The organism is Gammaproteobacteria bacterium (genome assembly GCA_015709695.1).
Classification (GTDB): domain Bacteria; phylum Pseudomonadota; class Gammaproteobacteria; order Steroidobacterales.
Map to the genome: position 1 here is coordinate 2992763 of CP054183.1, position 19289 is coordinate 3012051.

The 19289-nt window shown below is 69.8% G+C and carries 16 protein-coding genes; 12 read left to right on the forward strand and 4 right to left on the reverse strand.

Features of this window, described 5'->3' with window-relative positions; translation table 11 throughout:
• The first annotated feature begins 13 nt into the window (after positions 1-13).
• From HRU81_13855 to HRU81_13870, 4 genes are read left to right on the forward strand one after another with little or no spacing between them, the layout of a single operon-like run.
• On the forward strand, positions 14-994 hold the full coding sequence (locus tag HRU81_13855) for an NADPH:quinone oxidoreductase family protein (GenBank protein QOJ33121.1): 981 nt from the start codon (positions 14-16) through the stop codon (positions 992-994).
• A gap of 4 nt (positions 995-998) precedes the next feature.
• Positions 999-2573, forward strand: a complete 1575-nt coding sequence (locus tag HRU81_13860) for an AMP-binding protein (protein QOJ33122.1) — start codon at positions 999-1001, stop codon at positions 2571-2573.
• Positions 2570-3328, forward strand: coding sequence for an enoyl-CoA hydratase/isomerase family protein (locus HRU81_13865; GenBank protein ID QOJ33123.1), 759 nt, complete (start codon positions 2570-2572; stop codon positions 3326-3328). The genes HRU81_13860 and HRU81_13865 overlap by 4 nt, the downstream gene beginning before the upstream one ends.
• Before the next feature lie 22 nt (positions 3329-3350).
• A complete protein-coding gene (locus HRU81_13870; GenBank protein QOJ33124.1) occupies positions 3351-4976 on the forward strand; it encodes an acyl--CoA ligase in 1626 nt (541 codons plus the stop codon).
• On the opposite strand, the gene HRU81_13875 is transcribed toward HRU81_13870, so the two are convergent.
• The gene (locus HRU81_13875; GenBank protein QOJ33125.1) at positions 4919-6250 is read right to left on the reverse strand and encodes an MFS transporter; all 1332 of its coding nucleotides are present in this window, start codon (positions 6248-6250) and stop codon (positions 4919-4921) included. The two genes, HRU81_13870 and HRU81_13875, sit on opposite strands and share 58 nt — an antisense overlap.
• Positions 6251-6420: 170 nt before the next feature.
• Here HRU81_13875 and HRU81_13880 point away from each other — a divergent pair, with 170 nt between their 5' ends.
• From HRU81_13880 to cysN, 4 genes are all read left to right on the forward strand, one after another.
• A complete protein-coding gene (locus tag HRU81_13880; GenBank protein ID QOJ33126.1) occupies positions 6421-7437 on the forward strand; it encodes an aminoglycoside phosphotransferase family protein in 1017 nt (338 codons plus the stop codon).
• Positions 7434-8723, forward strand: coding sequence for a phosphopyruvate hydratase (eno, locus tag HRU81_13885; protein ID QOJ33127.1), 1290 nt, complete (start codon positions 7434-7436; stop codon positions 8721-8723). The genes HRU81_13880 and eno overlap by 4 nt, the downstream gene beginning before the upstream one ends.
• A 111-nt stretch (positions 8724-8834) precedes the next feature.
• Positions 8835-9743, forward strand: coding sequence for a sulfate adenylyltransferase subunit CysD (gene cysD / locus HRU81_13890; protein ID QOJ33128.1), 909 nt, complete (start codon positions 8835-8837; stop codon positions 9741-9743).
• Positions 9743-11593, forward strand: coding sequence for a sulfate adenylyltransferase subunit CysN (gene cysN, locus HRU81_13895; protein ID QOJ33129.1), 1851 nt, complete (start codon positions 9743-9745; stop codon positions 11591-11593). Before cysD ends, cysN begins: the two co-directional genes overlap by 1 nt.
• A gap of 18 nt (positions 11594-11611) precedes the next feature.
• Here cysN and HRU81_13900 read toward each other — a convergent pair whose 3' ends face one another.
• Positions 11612-12016, reverse strand: coding sequence for a hypothetical protein (locus tag HRU81_13900; GenBank protein QOJ33130.1), 405 nt, complete (start codon positions 12014-12016; stop codon positions 11612-11614).
• A gap of 6 nt (positions 12017-12022) precedes the next feature.
• The gene (locus tag HRU81_13905; protein QOJ33131.1) at positions 12023-13603 is read right to left on the reverse strand and encodes a GMC family oxidoreductase; all 1581 of its coding nucleotides are present in this window, start codon (positions 13601-13603) and stop codon (positions 12023-12025) included.
• Positions 13604-13841: 238 nt separating this feature from the next.
• On the opposite strand from HRU81_13905, the gene HRU81_13910 reads away from it, so the two are divergent.
• Both HRU81_13910 and HRU81_13915 read left to right on the forward strand, forming a co-directional pair.
• The gene (locus tag HRU81_13910) at positions 13842-14201 is read left to right on the forward strand and encodes an acyl-CoA thioesterase (GenBank protein QOJ33132.1); all 360 of its coding nucleotides are present in this window, start codon (positions 13842-13844) and stop codon (positions 14199-14201) included.
• A gap of 148 nt (positions 14202-14349) precedes the next feature.
• A complete protein-coding gene (locus HRU81_13915) occupies positions 14350-16287 on the forward strand; it encodes an LTA synthase family protein (GenBank protein ID QOJ33133.1) in 1938 nt (645 codons plus the stop codon).
• 22 nt (positions 16288-16309) lie between these two features.
• Here HRU81_13915 and HRU81_13920 read toward each other — a convergent pair whose 3' ends face one another.
• Entirely contained in the window at positions 16310-17209 is a 900-nt protein-coding gene (locus HRU81_13920) for a LysR family transcriptional regulator (protein QOJ33134.1), read from the reverse strand.
• Positions 17210-17352: 143 nt separating this feature from the next.
• Between HRU81_13920 and HRU81_13925 the strand changes: the two genes are divergently transcribed.
• Together HRU81_13925 and HRU81_13930 are read left to right on the forward strand one after the other, a co-directional pair.
• A complete protein-coding gene (locus HRU81_13925; GenBank protein ID QOJ33135.1) occupies positions 17353-18039 on the forward strand; it encodes a hypothetical protein in 687 nt (228 codons plus the stop codon).
• Positions 18036-19274: a glycosyltransferase gene (locus HRU81_13930; protein ID QOJ33136.1), complete on the forward strand. Its 1239-nt coding sequence runs from the start codon at positions 18036-18038 to the stop codon at positions 19272-19274. Before HRU81_13925 ends, HRU81_13930 begins: the two co-directional genes overlap by 4 nt.
• Positions 19275-19289 lie beyond the last annotated feature (15 nt).

The window sequence follows — 19289 nt, forward strand, 5'->3', positions numbered from 1 at the left end:
GAGGAGAACCGCCATGAAGGCCCTCGTCTGCGCCGCATTCGGACCCATCGAGGACCTGCGCGTGCAGGACGTGGCGCCACCCGCCCTCGGCGAGGATGGGGTCCGCATCCGGGTCGAAGCCTGCGGCATCAACTTCCCGGATATCCTGCTGGTGCAGGGCAAGTACCAGGTGCGCCCGCCGCTGCCCTTCTTCCCGGGTGGTGAAGTGGCAGGGACGATCAGTGAGGTCGGTACCGCGGTGACGGGCCTGAAGGCAGGCCAGCGGGTCATGGCAACCATTTTCTGGGGTGGACTTGCGGAGGAGGTCGTGGCTCCGGCCAAGGCCATCGTGCCGGTTCCAGACGAGATGGACATGCTCTGCGCCGCCGTCTTCCAGGGCGGGCACACCACGTCCTATCACGCGCTGCGGCAGCGTGGTGCCCTGAAGCCCGGCGAGATCCTGCTCGTACTCGGTGCCGGTGGCGGGGTCGGCATGGCCGCGATGCAGATCGGCCGGGCCATGGGCGCACGGGTCATCGGTGCCGTCGGTTCGGCCCGCAAGGCGGAGGCCCTGAAGGCCGAGGGCTTCGAAGAGCTGATCGACTACGGTCGCGAGGACCTGCGCGAGGCGGTGCGCTCCCTGACCGGCGGCGCGGGCGTCGACGTGGTGTTCGATCCGGTGGGTGGCGAGCTGTTCGGCCAGGCCTGCCGCGTCGCGCGGCGCAACGGGCGCATCCTCATCGTCGGTTTCGCCAGCGGCCAGATCGGCCAGTACGCCACCAATCTCGCCCTGCTCAAGGAGAATGCCGTCATCGGCGTCAACTACCAGCAGTTCTTTGCGCAGGAGCGCGCCGAGGTGGAGCGCAACTTCGCCGAACTCATGGCGCTCCATGCGCAGGGCAGGATCAGTCCGCGCATCGATCGAGTCTTCACCCTGGACGAGGCAGTCGCGGCTCTGGCTGCCGTCGCGGACCGGTCGGTGGTGGGCAAGGTCGTCGTTGCCCTCGGGGGCTGATCGCATGAGCAGCGGCGATTTCTGGACGGTCCGCCATGCCATCGACCTGGTGTTCCGGTGGAATGCCACCCGCGAGCTGATCATCGAGGATGGCGCCCGCTATACCGGCGAGCGCCTGAACCGCGAGGCGCGCCAGGTCGCGCACGCCCTGCAGCAGGCCGGCATCGGCCGTGGCGACGTCGTCGCTTTCATCGGCACGTCGACTTGCCGCTTCTATGCCGCTTTCTTCGCGGCGCAGAAACTCGGCTGCGTCACCTGCAACATCAACATGCGCGAGACCGGCACCTTCATCCACGACACCTTGCGCGGCATCGACGCCCGCGCCGTCATCTGCGCCGAAGGCATCTGCGCGACGGTGGCGGAAGCCGTCGGTCGCCTGCCGCGGAGAATCCCGGTGTTCTCGCTGGGCGACGGGCGGGTGCCGGGAGTCGATCTCGCCTATGGCGAGATGCTCGCCCGGTATCCGGCCGACGAACCGCAGGCGCAGGTCTCGCCCGACGATCCGGCCATCATCATCCTGTCCTCGGGTTCGACCGGCACGCCCAAGGGCATCGTGCACAGCAACGCCAACTTCGTACGCTGGATGCGGGCGGCGCCGGCCCTGTTCGGGCATGTCTCGCGCAGCACGCGCCTGCTGGTCATCGTCGGCACCTCGTTCGCCGCCTGGCCGTTCTCGACGATTTCGATCCTCCATGGTGGCGGCAGCCTGGTGCTGGTGGATGGTTTCACGCCGGAGTCCTTCTGTGCTGCGATCGAACGTGAGAAGGCGACCGTGGCAGGTCCGGTGCCAACCATGATCCGCATGCTCGACCCCTCGATCACCAGCCGCTACGACCTCAGCTCGCTGCGCATGATGCTGTGCGCCGGCGAGCCCCCGTCGTCGACCGACATCGAGCGCATGCGCTCCTGGGCGGACACGGACATCCGCTGCCTGTACCTTGCCTCCGAGTCGGCGCCCGGTGCGGCGACCTACTGGGAGCTGCGCGACCAGACGCTCCTCGGCAAGGCGGTCTGCGCCGGCAAGCCCGTGCCTGGCACCGACCTGCGCATCGTCGATCCCGAGGGTGGCATCGAAGACGAGCTGCCGGTCGGGGAGAGTGGCGAGATCCTGCTGCGCGGACCGACGATCGCCATGGGCTACCTGAACAACGCCGAGCTGACGGCGCGGCGTTTCGTCGGCGGGTGGTGGCGCTCCGGCGACCTCGGGCACGTGGATGCGGACGGCTTCCTGCATGTCTCGGGACGTACCGACAACACCATCAACAGCGGCGGGATCAAGGTCCAGGGCGAGGAGGTGGAGATCTGCCTCATCGCGCATCCGGGCGTGGCGCAGGTCGCGGTGATCGGCGTCAAGGACCCGAAGTGGGGCCACCGTATCGAGGCGCATGTCGCCGTGCGGGGCGGGACGACGGAGGCCGAGCTGCGGGATCACTGCCGCGTACACCTCGCGTCCTTCAAGCAACCGAAGACCTATGTGTTCCACGAGCAGCTGCCGGTGGGTGCCACCGGCAAGCTCGACCGCGTGGCGCTGCGAAGGCGCTACGCGGCGGGCGGTGCCCGGCCAGGAGAAGCCACATGAGTGCGGTGACCACCCGATTCGACCAGCACGTGCTGCAGATCCGCATCGACAACCCGGCGAAGAAGAATGCGCTGACCATGGAGATGTACGATGCCATGAGCGAGGCGCTCGAGCGGGCCGAGGCGGACACCACCGTGCGCGCCGTGGTTTTCAGCGGCGCAGGCGGCAATTTCTGTTCCGGCAACGACGTCAGCGCCTTTCCGGCCGCCGGTTCGGATCAGCAGGGCCCGAATCCGGTCATGCGCTTCGTCGAGGCCCTGGTCAACGCCAGCGTGCCGATCGTCGCGGCGGTGGAGGGCGTGGCGGCCGGCATCGGCGCCACCATGCTGCTGCATCTCGACGCGGTGGTGGCCAGCGCCGGCTCGCGCATCGTCTTTCCGTTCCTCAACCTGGCGCTGGTGCCGGAGGCGGGTTCCTCCCTGCTGCTGGTGCGCTTGCTGGGCTATACGCGGGCGGCGGAACTGGTGCTGCGTGCCGCCACGATCGATGGCGCCGAGGCGCATCGCCTGGGCATCGTCTCGCGGCTGGTGGAGCCCGACGCCGTCGGGCCAGCGGCGCTGGCGATCGCCACCGAGTTTGCCGCCAGGCCGCCGCAGGCCATGCGCCGGTCCAAGCGGCTGATGAAGGGCGACACGACCGCGCTGATGCAGCGCATCCGCGAGGAAGAGCGCGGCGTTTTCCTCGGGCTCGGCTCGGCAGAGGGCGCCGAGGCCGTGCGCGCATTTCGCGAGAAGCGCCAGCCGCAGTTTCCGTGAGCAGGCCAGGTGGTGGAATGCCATGAGCAATCCGGATAGCACATCGACGACGTTGCCTCCACGCTTCGAATTCTCCGGCCCGCTGCTGCCGGATTTCGTGCGACTGCATGCCCGCTGGTACCCGGACAAGCCCGCGGTCGCCGACGAGGAGGTGACGCTGACCTGGGGAGAACTCGACCGTCGCTCGAATGCGGTCGCCAACGGCCTGCGCTCGCTCGGCGTGCGCAACGGCGATTCCGTGGCGATCCTGCTGGAGAACTGCGTCGAGTACGTCGAGATTCTCTACGGCGCCTGGAAAGCCGGTGCGGTCGTCGTGCCCCTCAACCTGGCGGTGAACGAGAGCGGCCTGATGATGATGCTGCAGGACGCCGCGGTGCGGGTGCTGGTCTGCAGCCTGGTGCAGCAGCAGCGCCTGGCGGGCCGCCTGGGCGAAGCCGCCTCGCTGCTGGCCGATGGCGTCATCGTCCACGACGGCGCCTCGGGTGCCTATGTCCGCTGGCGTGACAGCCAGGACACCGGCCAGCCGGCAGTCACCATCGGCGACGACGAACCCTGCAACATCATCTACAGCTCGGGCACCACCGCGCTTCCCAAGGGCATCAAGCACGTGCATCGGCGCCGGGTGCAGTCGATCTACGAGCTGGCCATGGCCCATCGCTACCACTACGGGGCCGTGTCGATCTGTCCCATCGGCCTGTATTCGAACACGGCCTGGGGTTCGCTGATGTGCTCGCTGATCGTCGGCGGTACCTGTCTCATCCGCCGCAGGTTCGATCCCGAGGCCTGGATCGAGGACGTCGAGCGCCACCAGGTCACCCACGCGATGATGGTGCCGATCATGTTCCAGCGCATCCTCGATGCGCCCAATTTCCGCCCGGCGGCCGTGAAATCCGTGCAGGCCGTGCTTTCGGGCGGCTCGCCCCTGTTCGAAGGGCTCAAGCGCCGCGTGATGGAGAACTTCTCCTGCGCGGTGATCGAGCTCTACGGGCTGACCGAGGGTTTCATGACCACGTTGCAGCCCGAGGAGACCGAGGGCAGGCTGGCCTCCGTCGGCAAGCCGGTGCGCGGCAACGACTACATCCTGCTCGATGACGACGACCAGCCGGTCGCCTGGGGCGGGACCGGCGAGATCTGCGTGCGCAGCGTGCACTGGATGATCGAGTACCACAATCGGCCGGACGCCACCCGGGAGGCCATGTTCATCGACGGCCGCGGCGTGCAGTGGCTGCGCACGGGTGACATAGGCCGCACCGACGAGGACGGCTTCCTCTACATCGTCGACCGCAAGAAGGACATGATCCTCTCGGGCGGCCAGAACATCTATCCGGCCGACATCGAGGCGGTGATGGTCGGGCACCCGCTGGTTGCCGAGGTCGGGGTCATCGGCGTGCCCGATGCCACCTGGGGCGAGACGCCGGTCGCCATCGTCGTGCTGCGCCCGGGCAGCGCTGCCGGAAACGTTGCCCCCGCCATCCTCGAGTGGACCAACCAGCAGGTCGGCAGGCGGCAGCGCCTGCGCGAGGTGCGCATCGTCGAGACCCTGCCGCGCAATCCCAATGGCAAGATCCTCAAGCGCGAACTGCGACAGACCTACGTTGCCGCCGGCGAGGCGGAATCGCGCGCCACGGGTCCCAGGGAAAACAGGTAGAAGGCAGCGGCGAGCAGCAGTGCGAGCGGAGAGATCACGGCCAGCGAATAGCGCAGGCCGTCAGCCTGGGTGAACACGTGATCGGACAACAGCGCCACGGCCGTCGACCCCAGGCCAATGCCGACGAGGTTGATGACGAACAGGTAGAACGCCGACATCTGCCCGCGAAGCGGGCCGGGCACGAGTTCCTGCAGCGCTGCCGCCGCGCCCGGGATCGGCAGGATCGAGAACGCGTAGGCGATGCCGAACAGGACCACTGCAAGCACCGGGCTGGACTGGAATCCCAGCAGGGCGCCGGCGGGAATGCCACACAGCGTCGCGATCAGGCACAGGTGCATGCGGCCGGCGGTCCGGCCCCGCGCGTAGAAGCGGTCGGCGAGCCAGCCGCCGCCCGTGAGCCCCAGCAGGCCACCCGCCAGCAGGGCGATGCCCACGGCGAGTCCGGCCTCGGCGATGGACCAGTGGTAAGTGCGCACCAGCATCGCCGGCATCCACGACACCATGGCAAACGCGGAGAGGTTCGAGAACGCCACGCCCAGGTGATGGCCCGCGAGGGAGCGCCAGCGGCTGGCGGCCAACCGCAGCACCGCCCGGATCGGCACCGCCGGCGGTCCAGCGGCTGCCCCGCCGTCACGCCTCGCGGGCTCGGTCAGTGCGCCGACCGCGAGCGCCACCAGCAGACCGGGCAGGCCCACATAGAAAAAGGTCAGCTGCCAGGGGCGGACCTCGCCGAGGAGGGGCAGCAGGACCGCCTGCTGGCCGCTCGCGAAGTGCACGATGGCCCCGCCCAGCACCATGGCGATTCCGGCGCCCAGTGCCGAACCGAGGTTGTAGACGCCGAGCGCAAACCCGAGCCGGCGGCCGTCGAAAATGTCCGCGAACAGCGAGTACGCCGCGGGCGAGAGGGTGGCCTCGCCGATGCCCACTCCCATGCGTGCCGCGAACAGCTGCCAGTAGGTCTGCGCCAGGCCCGAGATCGCCGTCATGGCGCTCCAGAGCGCGACGCCGATGGCGGCGATCCTCACGCGGCTGTGGCGGTCGATGGCGCGGCCGATGGGCAGGCCGACGAGGGTGTAGAACACCGCGAATGCCAGGCCCTGCAGCAGGCTGATCTGCGTGTCGGTCAGGCCGAGGTCGCGCCGCAGCGGTTCGACCATCAGGCTGAGGATCATGCGGTCGATGAACGAGAACACGTAGGCGACGAGGAAGACGCCTACGACCAGCCACTGTCGCATGGTCAGGGGTGCCTGGTCTCCAGCCTGTCCTGCACTCATCGCGCCTTCCGGCATGCAGTGCCGCTGCTGCCAGTCCGGTATTGGCGCCTGGCTGCCTGCAATCTAAGCTGGTACCCGCGCGTGTGCAACCCGCCGCACTCGCCCGGGATCTCATGCCGGCACCGCCATCCGCTGCGGACGACGGCACGGCCGGCTGCGCGAGGCAGGCCATGATCGCAGCCGGTGATGTCGCCGTTCCCGCCGAGTTCGCCCAGGCCCTGCGCGAGATGGGCCTGGCCGGCAGCGGGACGCTGCTGGGCGCACCGCTGACGGGCGGCGTGTCCTCCGACATCTGGCGCATCGATACCGGGCAGGGACTGGTGTGCGCCAAGCGCGCGCTGGCCAAGCTGCGCGTTGCCGCTGACTGGCATGCGCCCATCGAGCGCAACCTATACGAGGCGCGCTGGATGAACGTGGCCAACGAGGCATCCCCGGGCTGCGCGCCGCGCGTGCTCGGCCAGCACGCCGGACTCGGGGTGCTCGTCATGAGCTACCTGGAGCCATCGGGCTACAGCCTGTGGAAGCAGATGCTGCGCGACGGGCGGGCGGACACGCCCACGGCGCGCAGGGTCGGCTCGGTACTTGGACGGATCCATGCCTACTCCGCGGCGCGGCCCGGGCTGGCGGCCGAATTCGCCACCGACACGATCTTCTTCGACATCCGGCTGGAGCCGTACCTGCTCGCCACGGCACGGCGCCACCCCGATGTCGCACCGGCGCTGGAGCGGCTGGTGGAGGTGACCCGCTCGCAGGCCCTGGCCATGGTGCACGGCGACGTCAGCCCGAAGAACATCCTCATCGGGCCGCAGGGGCCGGTGTTCCTCGATGCCGAGTGCGCATGGTGGGGTGATCCGGCCTTCGACATCGCCTTCTGCCTGAATCACCTGCTGCTCAAGTGCCTGTGGAACCCGTCTGCCGCCGAGGCCTACCGCAGCGCCTTCGAGGCGCTCGCCGGCGCCTATCTCCAGGCCGTGGACTGGGAACCGCGCGCCGCGCTGGAGGCGCGCGCGGCGGCGCTGCTGCCCGGCCTGCTGCTGGCCCGGGTGGACGGCAAGTCGCCCGTCGAGTACCTGGTCGAGGAGACGCAGCGCCAGCGGGTCCGGCGTGTCGCCCGTGCGCTGCTGCAACATCCGGTCGATCGCCTGTCATTGGTCAACGCCGCCTGGCACGAGGAACTTGCATCATGAAATCCCCCGCCATCCGCTCGGTTCATGCACGTCGGGTCTGGGACAGCCGCGGCCGTCCGACGGTCGAGGCCGAGGTGACGCTCGACGACGGGGCGGTCGGCCTCGCCATCGTCCCGGCCGGCGCCTCGCGGGGCAGCCGCGAGGCGCTGGAGCTGCGCGATGGCGGCAACCGCTTCGGCGGCTTCGATGTGCTGCGGGCGGTCGCCAACGTCAACGGCGAGATCGCGCACGCGCTGGCTGGCAGCCGTGCCGACGACCAGGCCGCGGTCGACGCGCGACTCATCGCCCTCGACGGCACGCCGGCGAAGTCGCGCCTCGGCGCCAACGCGACGCTGTCGGTGTCGATGGCCGTGGCTCATGCCGTCGCCGCTTCACGCCGGCTGCCGCTCTACGCCAGCCTTGGCGGCCCCGCTGCCGCCCTGCTGCCGATGCCGCAGATCCAGATCTTCGGTGGCGGCGCGCATGCGGGCCGCCGCGTCGACATCCAGGATTTCCTCATTGCCTGCCCCGGCGCAGGGAGCTTCCGCGAGGCGCTCGAATGGACAGCGGAGGTATATCGCAGCGCCGGCGAACTGATGGAGTCGCGCGGTTCGCGCTGTGGTGTCGCCGACGAGGGAGGCTGGTGGCCGGATTTCACCACCAACGAGCAGGCGCTGGAGACGCTGGTGGCGGCCATCGACAGGGCCGGCTTCGTTCCCGGCGAGCAGGTGGCGATCGTGCTCGATGTCGCGGCCTCGGAGTTCGGCCGCAACGGGCGCTATGCGCTGGGCCTGGAGTCGCGCGAGCTGGACTCCGACGGCATGATCGAGATGCTGCTGCGCTGGATCGAGCGCTACCCGATCATCTCGATCGAGGATCCGCTCGCCGAGGACGATCCGCAGGGTTTCACGCGCTTCACGCGCGCGGTGGGCCAGCGCCTGCAGGTGGTCGGCGACGACTTCCTGGTTTCGCACGCACCGCGGGTGCGCGAGGCGGCATCGCTGGGCGCGGCCAACGCCGTGCTGCTGAAGCCGAACCAGCGCGGCACGCTCAGCGAGACGCTGCAGGCCTGGGAGGCGGCGCAGTCTGTCGGCTACGCGGGAATCGTCTCCGCGCGTTCCGGCGAGAGCGAGGACACCACCATCGTGCACCTGGCGATCGGCTGGGGGACGGGACAGCTCAAGGTGGGGTCCTTCGCGCGCAGCGAGCGCATGGCGAAGTGGAACGAGGCGCTGCGCATCGAGGAGCGACTGGGTTCCGGCGCCGCCTTCGCCGGGACGCGCCTGTTCGGGCGCAGCCCTGCCTGATCGGCAAGGACACGGCAGGACCTGCCGCCGCGCGCGGTTACCGGCGGCTGTTTGCATATGCCGCGGCAGCGGTACAAGCCACATCCCCGCCGCCTTAGAATCCCTTCCCGCATGAGCACCGTGAATCTCACCCACCTGCAGCGGCTGGAGGCCGAGGCGATCCACATCATGCGGGAGGTGGTGGCCGAGGCCGCGCGCCCGGTGATGCTGTACTCGGTGGGCAAGGATTCGGCAGTGATGCTGCACCTGGCCCGCAAGGCCTTCTTCCCGGCTCCGCCGCCGTTTCCGCTGCTGCATGTGGATACCACCTGGAAGTTCCGCGCCATGTACGAACTGCGCGAGCGCATGGCGCGTGACAGCGGCATGTCGCTCATCGTCCATCGCAATCCGGAAGCACTGGCGCGCAACATCAACCCGTTCGAGCATGGCTCGGCGCTGCACACCGCCCTGTGGAAGACCGAGGGGCTGAAGCAGGCGCTGGCCGCGCACGGCTTCGACGCCGCCTTCGGCGGTGCCCGTCGTGACGAGGAGAAGAGCCGCGCCAAGGAGCGCATCTTCTCCTTCCGCTCGGCGAGCCAGCGCTGGGACCCGAAGCAGCAGCGGCCGGAGCTGTGGAACCTGTACAACGCCAGGAAGGCCCCTGGCGAAAGCATCCGCGTGTTCCCGCTGTCGAACTGGACCGAGCTGGACGTCTGGCAGTACATCGAGGCCGAGCAGCTGCCGATCGTGCCGTTGTACTTCGCCGACCTGCGTCCCACGGTGGAGCGAGACGGCCTGCTGCTGGTGGTCGACGATGCACGCTTCCCGCTGGCCGCGGGCGAGCAGCCGGTGATGCGCCGGGTGCGCTTCCGCACGCTGGGCTGCTATCCGCTCACCGGCGCCATCGAGAGCGGGGCATCCACCCTGGCGGAGATCATCGCCGAGATGCGCGCCACCATGCTGTCCGAGCGCCAGGGACGGGCGATCGACCAGGACCAGGCCGCCAGCATGGAGAAGAAGAAGCAGGAGGGTTACTTCTGATGGCCGCGCAGCCGCGCAAGGACCTGCTGCGCTTCATCACCTGCGGCAGCGTCGATGATGGCAAGTCCACCCTGATCGGCCGCCTGCTCTACGACACGAAGCGGGTGTTCGCCGACCAGCTCAGCGCCCTCGAGGCCGACAGCCGCCAGTTCGGCACCCAGGGCCAGGGCCTGGATTTCGCCCTGCTGGTCGACGGTCTGGCCGCCGAGCGGGAGCAGGGGATCACCATCGACGTGGCCTACCGCTTCTTTGCCACGCCTGCACGCCAGTTCATCGTCGCCGACACGCCGGGCCACGAGCAGTACACGCGCAACATGGTCACCGGCGCCTCGACTGCTGACCTCGCGGTCATTCTCGTGGATGCCCGCAAGGGCATCCTCACGCAGACGCGCCGGCACAGCTACCTGGTCCACCTGCTCGGCATCCGCCACGTCGTGCTGGCGGTCAACAAGATGGACCTGGTCGGCTTCGACCAGGCGCGCTTCGAGGCCATCGTCGCGGATTACGGCGCCTTCGCCCGCGCCATCGGCATCGAGGCGTTCACCGCGGTGCCGGTCTCGGGCCTGCTCGGCGACAACATCACCAGCCGCTCCGCCAGCATGCCCTGGCATGCCGGGCCGAGCCTGCTCGCGCACCTGGAGGCGGTGGAGATCGACATCGCGGCGGCGCAACGCCGCGCCCTGCGCCTGCCGGTGCAGTGGGTCAACCGGCCCAATGCGGATTTCCGCGGCTTCGCCGGCCTGATTGCGGCGGGCGGCGTGCGGCCGGGCGATGCCGTGCGGGTGCTGCCCTCGGGGCGGACGACGACGGTGTCGCGCATCGTCGGCTTCGATGGCGACCTCGATGTCGCGGTGGCCGGCCAGTCCGTCACCCTGTGCTTCGCCGACGAGATCGACTGCAGCCGTGGCGACGTGGTCGCCCGGGCGGACGAGTCGCCGGAGGTTGCCGACCAGTTCGAGGCGACCATCGTCTGGATGGCGGAGGAAGATCTGCTTCCGGGCCGCCCCTACTGGCTGAAGCTCGCCACGCAGACGGTGACGGCAACCGTGCATGCGCCCAAGTACAAGGTCAACGTCAATACGCTGGAGCGGCTGGCGGCACGCACCCTCGAGCTCAATGCCATCGGCGTGGCCACGCTGGCCACCGACCGGCCGCTGGTATTCGAGCCCTACGGGGTGGACCGCACGCTGGGCGGCTTCATCCTCGTGGACAAGCTCAGCAATGCCACCGTCGGTGCCGGCGTGCTGCACTTCGCCCTGCGCCGCAGCCAGAACGTCCACTGGCAGGCGCTGGACGTCACCCGCGAGAAGCATGCCGAGATCAAGCGGCAGAAGCCCGCGGTGCTGTGGTTCACGGGTCTGTCCGGCGCTGGCAAGTCGACCATCGCCAACCTGGTGGAGAAGAAGCTGGTCGCCCTGGGCCGGCACACCTTCCTGCTCGACGGCGACAACGTCCGGCACGGGCTGAACCGGGACCTGGGATTCACCGATGCCGACCGGGTCGAGAACATCCGCCGCGTCGGCGAGGTCGCCCGGCTGATGACCGATGCCGGGCTGATCGTGATCACCGCCTTCATCAGCCCGTTCCGCGCCGAGCGGCAGATGGTCCGGCAGATGATGCCGCCCGGCGAGTTCCTGGAGATCTTCGTCGACACGCCGCTGGCCGAAGCCGAGGCCCGCGACGCCAAGGGCCTGTACCGCAAGGCGCGCGCCGGATTGCTGCGCAACTTCACCGGCATCGACAGCCCGTACGAGGCGCCCGAGGCGGCCGAGATCCGCATCGACACCACGCGGCTCTCGGCGGAGCAGGCGGCGGAACTCATCGTCGCCCGCCTGCTGGCGCAGTCCTAGGCGGGCCGGGCGGCGGCCTCAGCCCGCGCGTGCCAGCAAGGCGAGGAGCGCCAGCTCCGCCCGTGACAGCAGCCAGCCGCCGTGCAGCCCGATGGCGCGCCGGGCGAAGTCGCCGCGTATGGTTCGCTGGATCCGCTGCCGCAATTCGTCGTCGCTCCAGTGGTTCGTGGCGGCGAGCTGCACGACCCGGGTGCCGCCGAGGATGTCGCGCAGCAGTTCCGGCAGCCCGGCCGCCGCCTCCGCGCCGCGCGCGGTCACCGCGGGAAGCGGCCCCGCGAGCTGGGCGACGCGCGCCGCGAGCAGCGCCAGCGGGTCGGCGTTCCGTGGGGATCCCAGCCGGCGTCCGGCCAGCGCGACCGCGACGCCTGCGATCGCCAGCAGCAGGCTGCGGCGGCTCGGTTGGCTGAAGGTCGGCCTGGCCATGGTCCGTCAGGCCAGTGCCGGGCGCAGGTGATCGGCGAGGCGCAGGGCCAGCGCCACCAGCGTCAGCGTCGGGTTGCCGTGGCCGTTGGTGGGGAATACCGAGGATCCGGCCACGTAGAGGTTGCCCACGCCGTGCACCCTGCAGTCCGGGTTCACGACACCGTTGCGGGGCGACGCGCTCATGCGCGTCACGCCGCAGTGATGCCAGCTTCCCTGCAGGCAGCTCGGCCAGGGATCGGTCGCGAAGTCCATGGGAATGTGCAGGCGCCCGATACCCGCGCCGCCGAAGGCGCGGCCGAGTTCCTGCAGCGCGACTGCCACCGTATGCCGATCGAGCTCGCCCAGCTGCCAGTCGAGCACGGCGCGGCGCATGCCCAGTGCGTCGCGTTCCCTGCCGAGCAGCACCCGGCTCGAAGGGTTCGGCGCCTGCTCCTGTGAAGCGACGATCTTGTAGAAGCGCGGGGCGATCCGCCCCGGCAGCCGCTGCAGCGCCATGGCGCTGGCGTCGGCGATGTTGCGCCAGACATTGCCGACGACCTCGCCGATCGCCTGCCAGGCGGGAACATTCTGGTTGCCATGCCGTTCGATGTGCATGAAATAGTCGGACCAGTAACTCTCGACGACGGCGCCGCTGTAGTTCAGCGTCCGCCCCGCCTGCTGCGCCGTGCGCGACAGCGTCAGGTAGCCCATCAGCCCCGCACCGCGGCCGCCCGCCTGCGGCGTGAACAGGGTGGAGCGGTTGCCTGTCTGGTAGAGCTGGAATGCCGCGGTGTCATCCAGCGGCAGCACCGCCGCGCAGTCGAGCTGCATGTGGTCGGCGAAGTAGCGGCCGACCAGGTCATGGTCGTTGCCGAGCCCGGCGGGCGCGGCCCCGGTGGAGCTGAGCAGGAGGCGCGCGTTTTCGATGCCGCCGGCAGCCAGCACGTAGATGCGCGCGCGGGCGCGGAAGGCGTTGCCGTCCAGGGTGCGGATGGCGAGCCCGGTGACCTTGCGGGCATGCTCGCCGGTGTCGATGCTGACGACATTGGAATGGAGCAGTACGCGGACATGCCGTGCGCCGGCGAACTCCGCCTGGTACTTGGTGCCGAAGCGCGTGGGCGGGCTGAACTGGATGAGGCGCGTCTGCACGGCATCGTCGTGGAAGCCGAAGGGCCGCAGCGCGCCGAGTTCCCAGCCCGCGGTCGAGTAGTCGAAGGGCCCGAGATCGCAGATGTCCTGCGCGGCCGGGTAGTAGCGGGCCACCGCGGAGTAGGGGATCGGCCAGCCGCTGTGGGGCACCCACTCGCGGGTTTCGAAGTCCAGCGGATAGAACGGCCGGCAGTAGCCGCCCCAGTGCCCGCTCGCGCCGCCGAAGTAGCGCAGCCGCGTGGTGTGCAGCGGAAAGTAGGGCAGGCCGCGGATCTCGCCCCGCGTCAGGTCCTGCGTGGCCGCATCCGGCGCCAGGCCACCGCTTTCGATGCACAGGACCGAGAGGCGCTCGCTGGCCAGCTGGCGCGCGAGCGTGATCCCGGCGGGGCCGGCGCCGATGATGCACAGGTCGGCCTGCTGGGTCGAGCCGCGCGGAATCTCTCGGCCGTCGATGAACATGGATCCTGGGAGTTCGTCTTGATGTACGCAGGGGCCGCTGCCGGCTGATTCTGGCATCCGGCGGCTCCCTGGCTCCAAGACCTGCGTCACCCCGGGCGGGTGCCGGTCACCCCATTCCGGCCACAATGCCTAGGTAGTTGTACGTATCCGGCGCTGGCCCGGCAGGCCGGCTGGCGCGACCCGCGCCTTGGCGCCACACTGCGCGCTGGCCTGGCGGGCGGCGCGGGGAACGGACTGAATGGACCACCACAAGCTCGTGCTCCCGGAGCACATCAACCACTACGGCTTCCTCTTCGGCGGCTGGCTGCTGCAGTGGATCGACGAGTTCGCCTACATCACGGCGACCGTGGAGTTTCCCGGGCTGCGGTTCGTGACCATCGCCATGGCGGACGTGCAGTTCAAGCGCCGGATCGCCTCCGGCGAGGTGCTGAGGTTTGCCGTGGCACGCGAGCAGCTGGGGGTGACCTCGGTACGCTACCGGGTGCGGGCCCATGGGCTGGTCATGGCGGCGGACCCGGCCGAGGTGCTGTTCGAAACCACCATCACCTTCGTCAGCGTGGATGCCGAAGGCCGCAAGACCCCGATTCCCGGCGCCTGAACCGCGGCTTGCCGCGGTCCGCCATCCGGCGATTGCTCGCCGCCGGCCGGAGCGTCAAACGGTGCTGACGGGGGGCGTTGCGGTCCCCTGACAGGGCCTCGCCATCGCTCTCACCCTTGCCTGGGCTGCTGTCCGCGATCGCCGGGCCATGGCGTCATGGCTGGGCGCGTGCGCGGCGATGCTGCGTCCGCTGCTGCTGTTCGCGCTGGCTGCGGGAGCCGTGTTCAGCGGCAGCCGCCTGCTGCTCGCCTGGCACTTCGCGGGGCACCTCGGCGCCACCGCCGGCCTCGGCGAGGTGCTGGTACGCGCCTGGCGCTTCGATCTCGTGGTGATCTGTGCCGTCTGCCTCGTGGTGGTGCTGGTGCAGTGGATCGCACCGGGCCGCGTGCTGCAGGGCAGGGTGTGGCGCTGCGCGATGGCGGCATGGCTGACCGGCTGGTTCATGCTCATCGTCTGGAACGAAGCCGCGACGCCGGATTTCATGACCGAGTTCGGCGTGCGGCCGAACCTGCTCTACGTGGCCTACCTCGGTTCGCCCCGCGAGGTATTCATGACCATCTGGGAGGCGCATCGCGGCGCGCTCCTTGCGGGCATCGGCCTCACCGCGCTGGCTGGCGGGCTCGCCTGGCGCACGCTGCGCCGCCAGCCCTGGCCTGCCGTGCCACCCTGGCGCCTGCGCCTGGTGATGCTGGCACCGCTGGTGCTGGCGCTGGCGGTTGGCGCGCGCGGCAGCACCGGGCACCGCCCCCTCAACATCAGCTTCGCGGCGTCCTCCTCGGATGTACTGGTCAATGACCTGGCACTGAACTCCACTTATTCGGCGCTGCACGCGCTCTGGGAGGAGACCCGTGAGGCCCAGGCCCTGCGGGGCTACGGCAGGCTGCCGCAGGCCGAGGTCCTCGCCCGCCTGCGCAGGTCGATGCAGTTGCCCGACAGCGCCTTCACCGACCCGCAGCGGCCGACCCTGCATGAGCTCGTGCCCACGGCCCACCCGGGCGGCAAGCCGAACCTGGTGATCCTGCTGCAGGAGAGCCTCGGCGCGCACTATTTCCAGAGCCTCGGCGGCCTGCCCGTGGCGCAGGCGCTGGAGACCTGGCGCGATCGCAGCTTCTGGTTCGACAACCTCTACGCCAGCGGCACGCGCTCCGCCCGGGGCATCGAGGCCGTGGCGACGGGCTTCCTGCCGACCCGCACGCCAAGCGTGCTGCGCCTGGATTCCGCCCAGCGGGATTTCTTCACGCTGGCGCAGGCGCTCAAGGCGCAGGGCTACAGCACCGAGTTCGTCTATGGCGGCGACAGCAGCTTCGACAATATGCGTGGCTTCTTCCTCGGCAACGGCTTCGACCGGGTGGTGGACTGGGCCGAGCTGCTGCCGGAGGCGAAGTTCAGCACCACCTGGGGCGTGTCCGACGACGACCTCTACGCCTGGGTGGCCCGCAAGCTGGCGCGCGATGATGCCAGCGGCCAGCCCCATTTCACCCTGGTGTTCAGCACCTCCAACCACCCGCCCTACGATTTCCCGGAAGGGCGCATCGACCTCTACGAGCAGCCACGACAGACCGCCAACAACGCCGCGCGCTACGCGGATCACGCCGTGGGCCGCTTCCTCGAGTCGGCGAGCACGGCCCCGTACTGGGCCCACACGCTGTTCATGGTGGTCGCCGACCACGAGAGCCGAACGATCGGCGAGGGCCTGGTGCCGGTGCTCTCGTTCCACATCCCGGCCTTCATTGCCGGGGGGCCGGTGACCCCGCGGGTGGTGACCCGTCTCGCCAGCCAGGTGGACCTGCTGCCGACGGCGCTGTCGCTCATGGGCCTGCGCGTGGCGATCCCTGCGCCGGGCATCGACCAGAGCCGCAGCGACCTCGCCGGGCCCGGTCGCGCCATCATGCAGTTCCACGACACCGCGGCCTATCGCGAAGGCGATGATGTCGAGATCCTCGAAGCCGACGGCTCCGCGCATCACTTCGTGCTCCGAGGCCGGGTGCTGCAACCGGCACCAGCCGATGCGGAACTGCAGCGCGAGGCCTTGGCCATGACGCAATGGCCGGTCCTCGCCCTGCGCAACGGCTGGTATCGACCCTGAGGCGCAGGGAGCCCCTGCGTGGCTAGCGGCCGCCCAGCCGGTCGCGTCCGCGATCGATCAGCTGCTGCACCGCCGGATGCCGCACCCGGCGTCCCAGCGTCAGCACATACAGCCGGGCGAAGACGCCGGGGACCAGGCCCACCTGCATCAGCCCGAAGCGCCGGCGCGCATCCTCGCCCAGCCAGCGGCCGATCGGCGCGAGACCCTGGCCGCGGGCGGCCAGCCCCTTGAGCAGCGGCACGTCGTCGATCTCCGCGGCGATCCGTGGCCGGATACCTTCCTCTGCGAACCAGGACGCCAGTGCTTCGCGCAGGCTGCCCGCCGCCGGTAGCAGCAGCGGGGCGCCGTCCAGTGAATCCGGATAACCGGGCCGGTAGCGCTCGGCGAGCCGTCTCGTGCCGTACAGCCCGATGCGGGACTGGCCGATGAGGTGCGCGTGGATGTCACCGTGGGCCGCGCGCAGCGGCAGGCGATCCGTGATGACCGCGTGCAGCCGCCCGGCTATCAGTTCGCCGCACAACGTGCCGGCATCGCCCACGGCGACTTCCAGGCGCGTGGCAGCCTCCGCGGACAGCGGGGGCCGCAGCGTTTCGTGGAGCAGGGAACGCGATACCGAAGGCAGCATGCCCAGGCAGAGGCGGCCCGGTGCCGGGGCCTGCGCCTGCGCGGCCTCGAGCAACTCGCCGCCGAGCCGGAAGATCTGGTCGCAGTAGCCGCGCACCACCTCGCCGCGCGGTGTGAGACGCACGCCGCGCGGGCGTCGCAGCAGCAGCCGGCCTCCCAGCGCGGCTTCCAGCGAGCGCAGCTGCGAGCTCAGCGTCGAATGCTGCACGCCGAGGCGACGGCTGGCCCCGGCGAGGCTGCCTTCCTGTGCGACGATCCAGAAGTGATGCAGGTGGCGGTAGTTCAGTCCGGCTGGCATCGCTGGGCCGATCCTCCTGTGCGATCCGGCTCGAAGTGCCATTGTCGCAGAGCCGCTCGCCGGCAGGCGGCTTTGATTTTTTCGACAGCAGCCTTCACCGCGATGGCCTAGGTGCGGCCTCGCCGCGCACCTACACTCGAGGCATGCCAGCGATACCTGTCGCAGAAGCCGGCACGCCCGGTCCCTTTGTCGTGCGCGACTGCGTACTGGTGGCCATGGCCACCGGCAAGCGCGCGCAGAGCCTGCGTGAGCTGCGCGACGGCTTGCAGTCCGTCGCGCACGGCAGCATCTACTTCCATTTCTGGGGACGCCTGCTGCGCCCGCGCCTGGACGACACCGAGTTCCACAACGACTTTGCCGTCTGGGCCCGCCATGCGCTGCACGACAAGCTGCTCGCGGAGCGGCTGGCGGTGCTGGATCCGGCCGATTTCGCCGACCTGGAGCAGCTGCGCCAGGAGCTGGTGGACGTGGTCGAGGAGCGCATCGAGGAAACCGAGGCGCTGCTTGCGCCGCGTGACCGCCAGTTCACGTTTCGCCTGTGCCAGACCGTGGTGTTCGACACCGGCGTGCGCGTCGCCAGGCCGGAGGATCTCGCGGCGGCGATTCCCGCGATGTCGCTGGGCAGCATCTATTTCCATGGCATCGAGTCCCGGCGCCGGGAGCCGGTGCGCGTCGACGACTTCCGCCACTGGCTGGCACAGCATGGCGATCGCTACGACGGCCTGTGCCGGCAGCTGTCAGCGATCGACCCCTACTTCAGCTCCCTCGCCGAGCTGCGCGACGCGCTGGGGCGCGTCGTCGGCGGCTACTTCGCGGAGTCGCCGGCGTGAGCCCGCGCCTCGCCGATCACGCTGTGCTCGCCGGTGCCGATGTCGCCCGGCAGCTCGAGCTGCTGGCTGCGCCATTGCGCGGCCTGAAGGTGGTCCATGTCAATTCCACGCGCCGCGGCGGCGGCGTCGCCGAGATCCTCGAGCAGCTGGTGCCGCTGATGGGCGAGCTCGGCCTCGAGGCCAGCTGGGAGGTCATGGAGGGTACGCCGCTCTTCTACCGCTGCACCAAGCAGTTCCACAACGCGCTCCAGGGTCAGGCGGTCACGCTGGGCGAGGAGGTAGCCGCCTACGAGCAGGTGAATGCCGACAACGCCGCGCGCCTGCGCCGCGAGCTGGAGGCCGCCGATGTCGTCTTTGTGCACGACCCGCAGCCGGCTGCGCTGCTCGGCCACATGCGGCGCCGGCGGGGCAAGTGGATCTGGCGCTGCCATATCGATGTCAGCCGCCCGTTCCGGCCGGTATGGCGCTACCTGCGGCCGCTGGTGGCGGGCTTCGACGCCAGCATCTTCTCGCTGGCCGATTTCGCCCAGCAGCTGCCGCACCCGATGTTCCTGATACCACCGAGCATCGACCCGCTGGCGGAGAAAAACATCGACTTGCCGCCGGAAGAGGTTGCCGCCTGCTGCGAGCGTTACGGCATCGACCGCGGGCGGCCACTGGCGCTGCAGGTGTCGCGCTTCGACCGTTTCAAGGACCCGCTGGGCGTCATCCGCGCCTTCACCATGGCGCGCGCCTTCGTGCCGGGCTTGCAGCTGGTTCTCGCGGGTGGCGGAGCGGCCGATGATCCCGAGGGCGAGCTGGTGCTGTCGGCGGTGCAGGCCGCGGCACGCAAGCTCGAGGACGTGCACGTGCTGCTGCTGCCCGACGAGGCGCACCGCACCGTGAACGCGCTGCAGCGGGCCGCCGACGTGGTGCTGCAGAAGTCGATCCGCGAGGGCTTCGGCCTCACCGTGACCGAATCGCTGTGGAAAGGCCGGCCGGTGATCGGCGGTGATACCGGCGGGATCCGCCTGCAGGTGGTGGACCACCAGACCGGCTTCCTGGTGAGCAGCCCCGAGGGCGCAGCGCTGCGCCTGCGCTACCTGCTGCACTACGGGGACGAGCGCCAGCGCATGGGTGAGACGGGCCATCGCCACGTGCAGCAGAATTTCCTCATCACGCGCCAGCTGCGGGAGTACCTGACGGTGATCCATGCGCTGGTGCGTGGTGCCCCGGACCACATCGAGCTTGCCTGAGCTGGATGGCAGGCG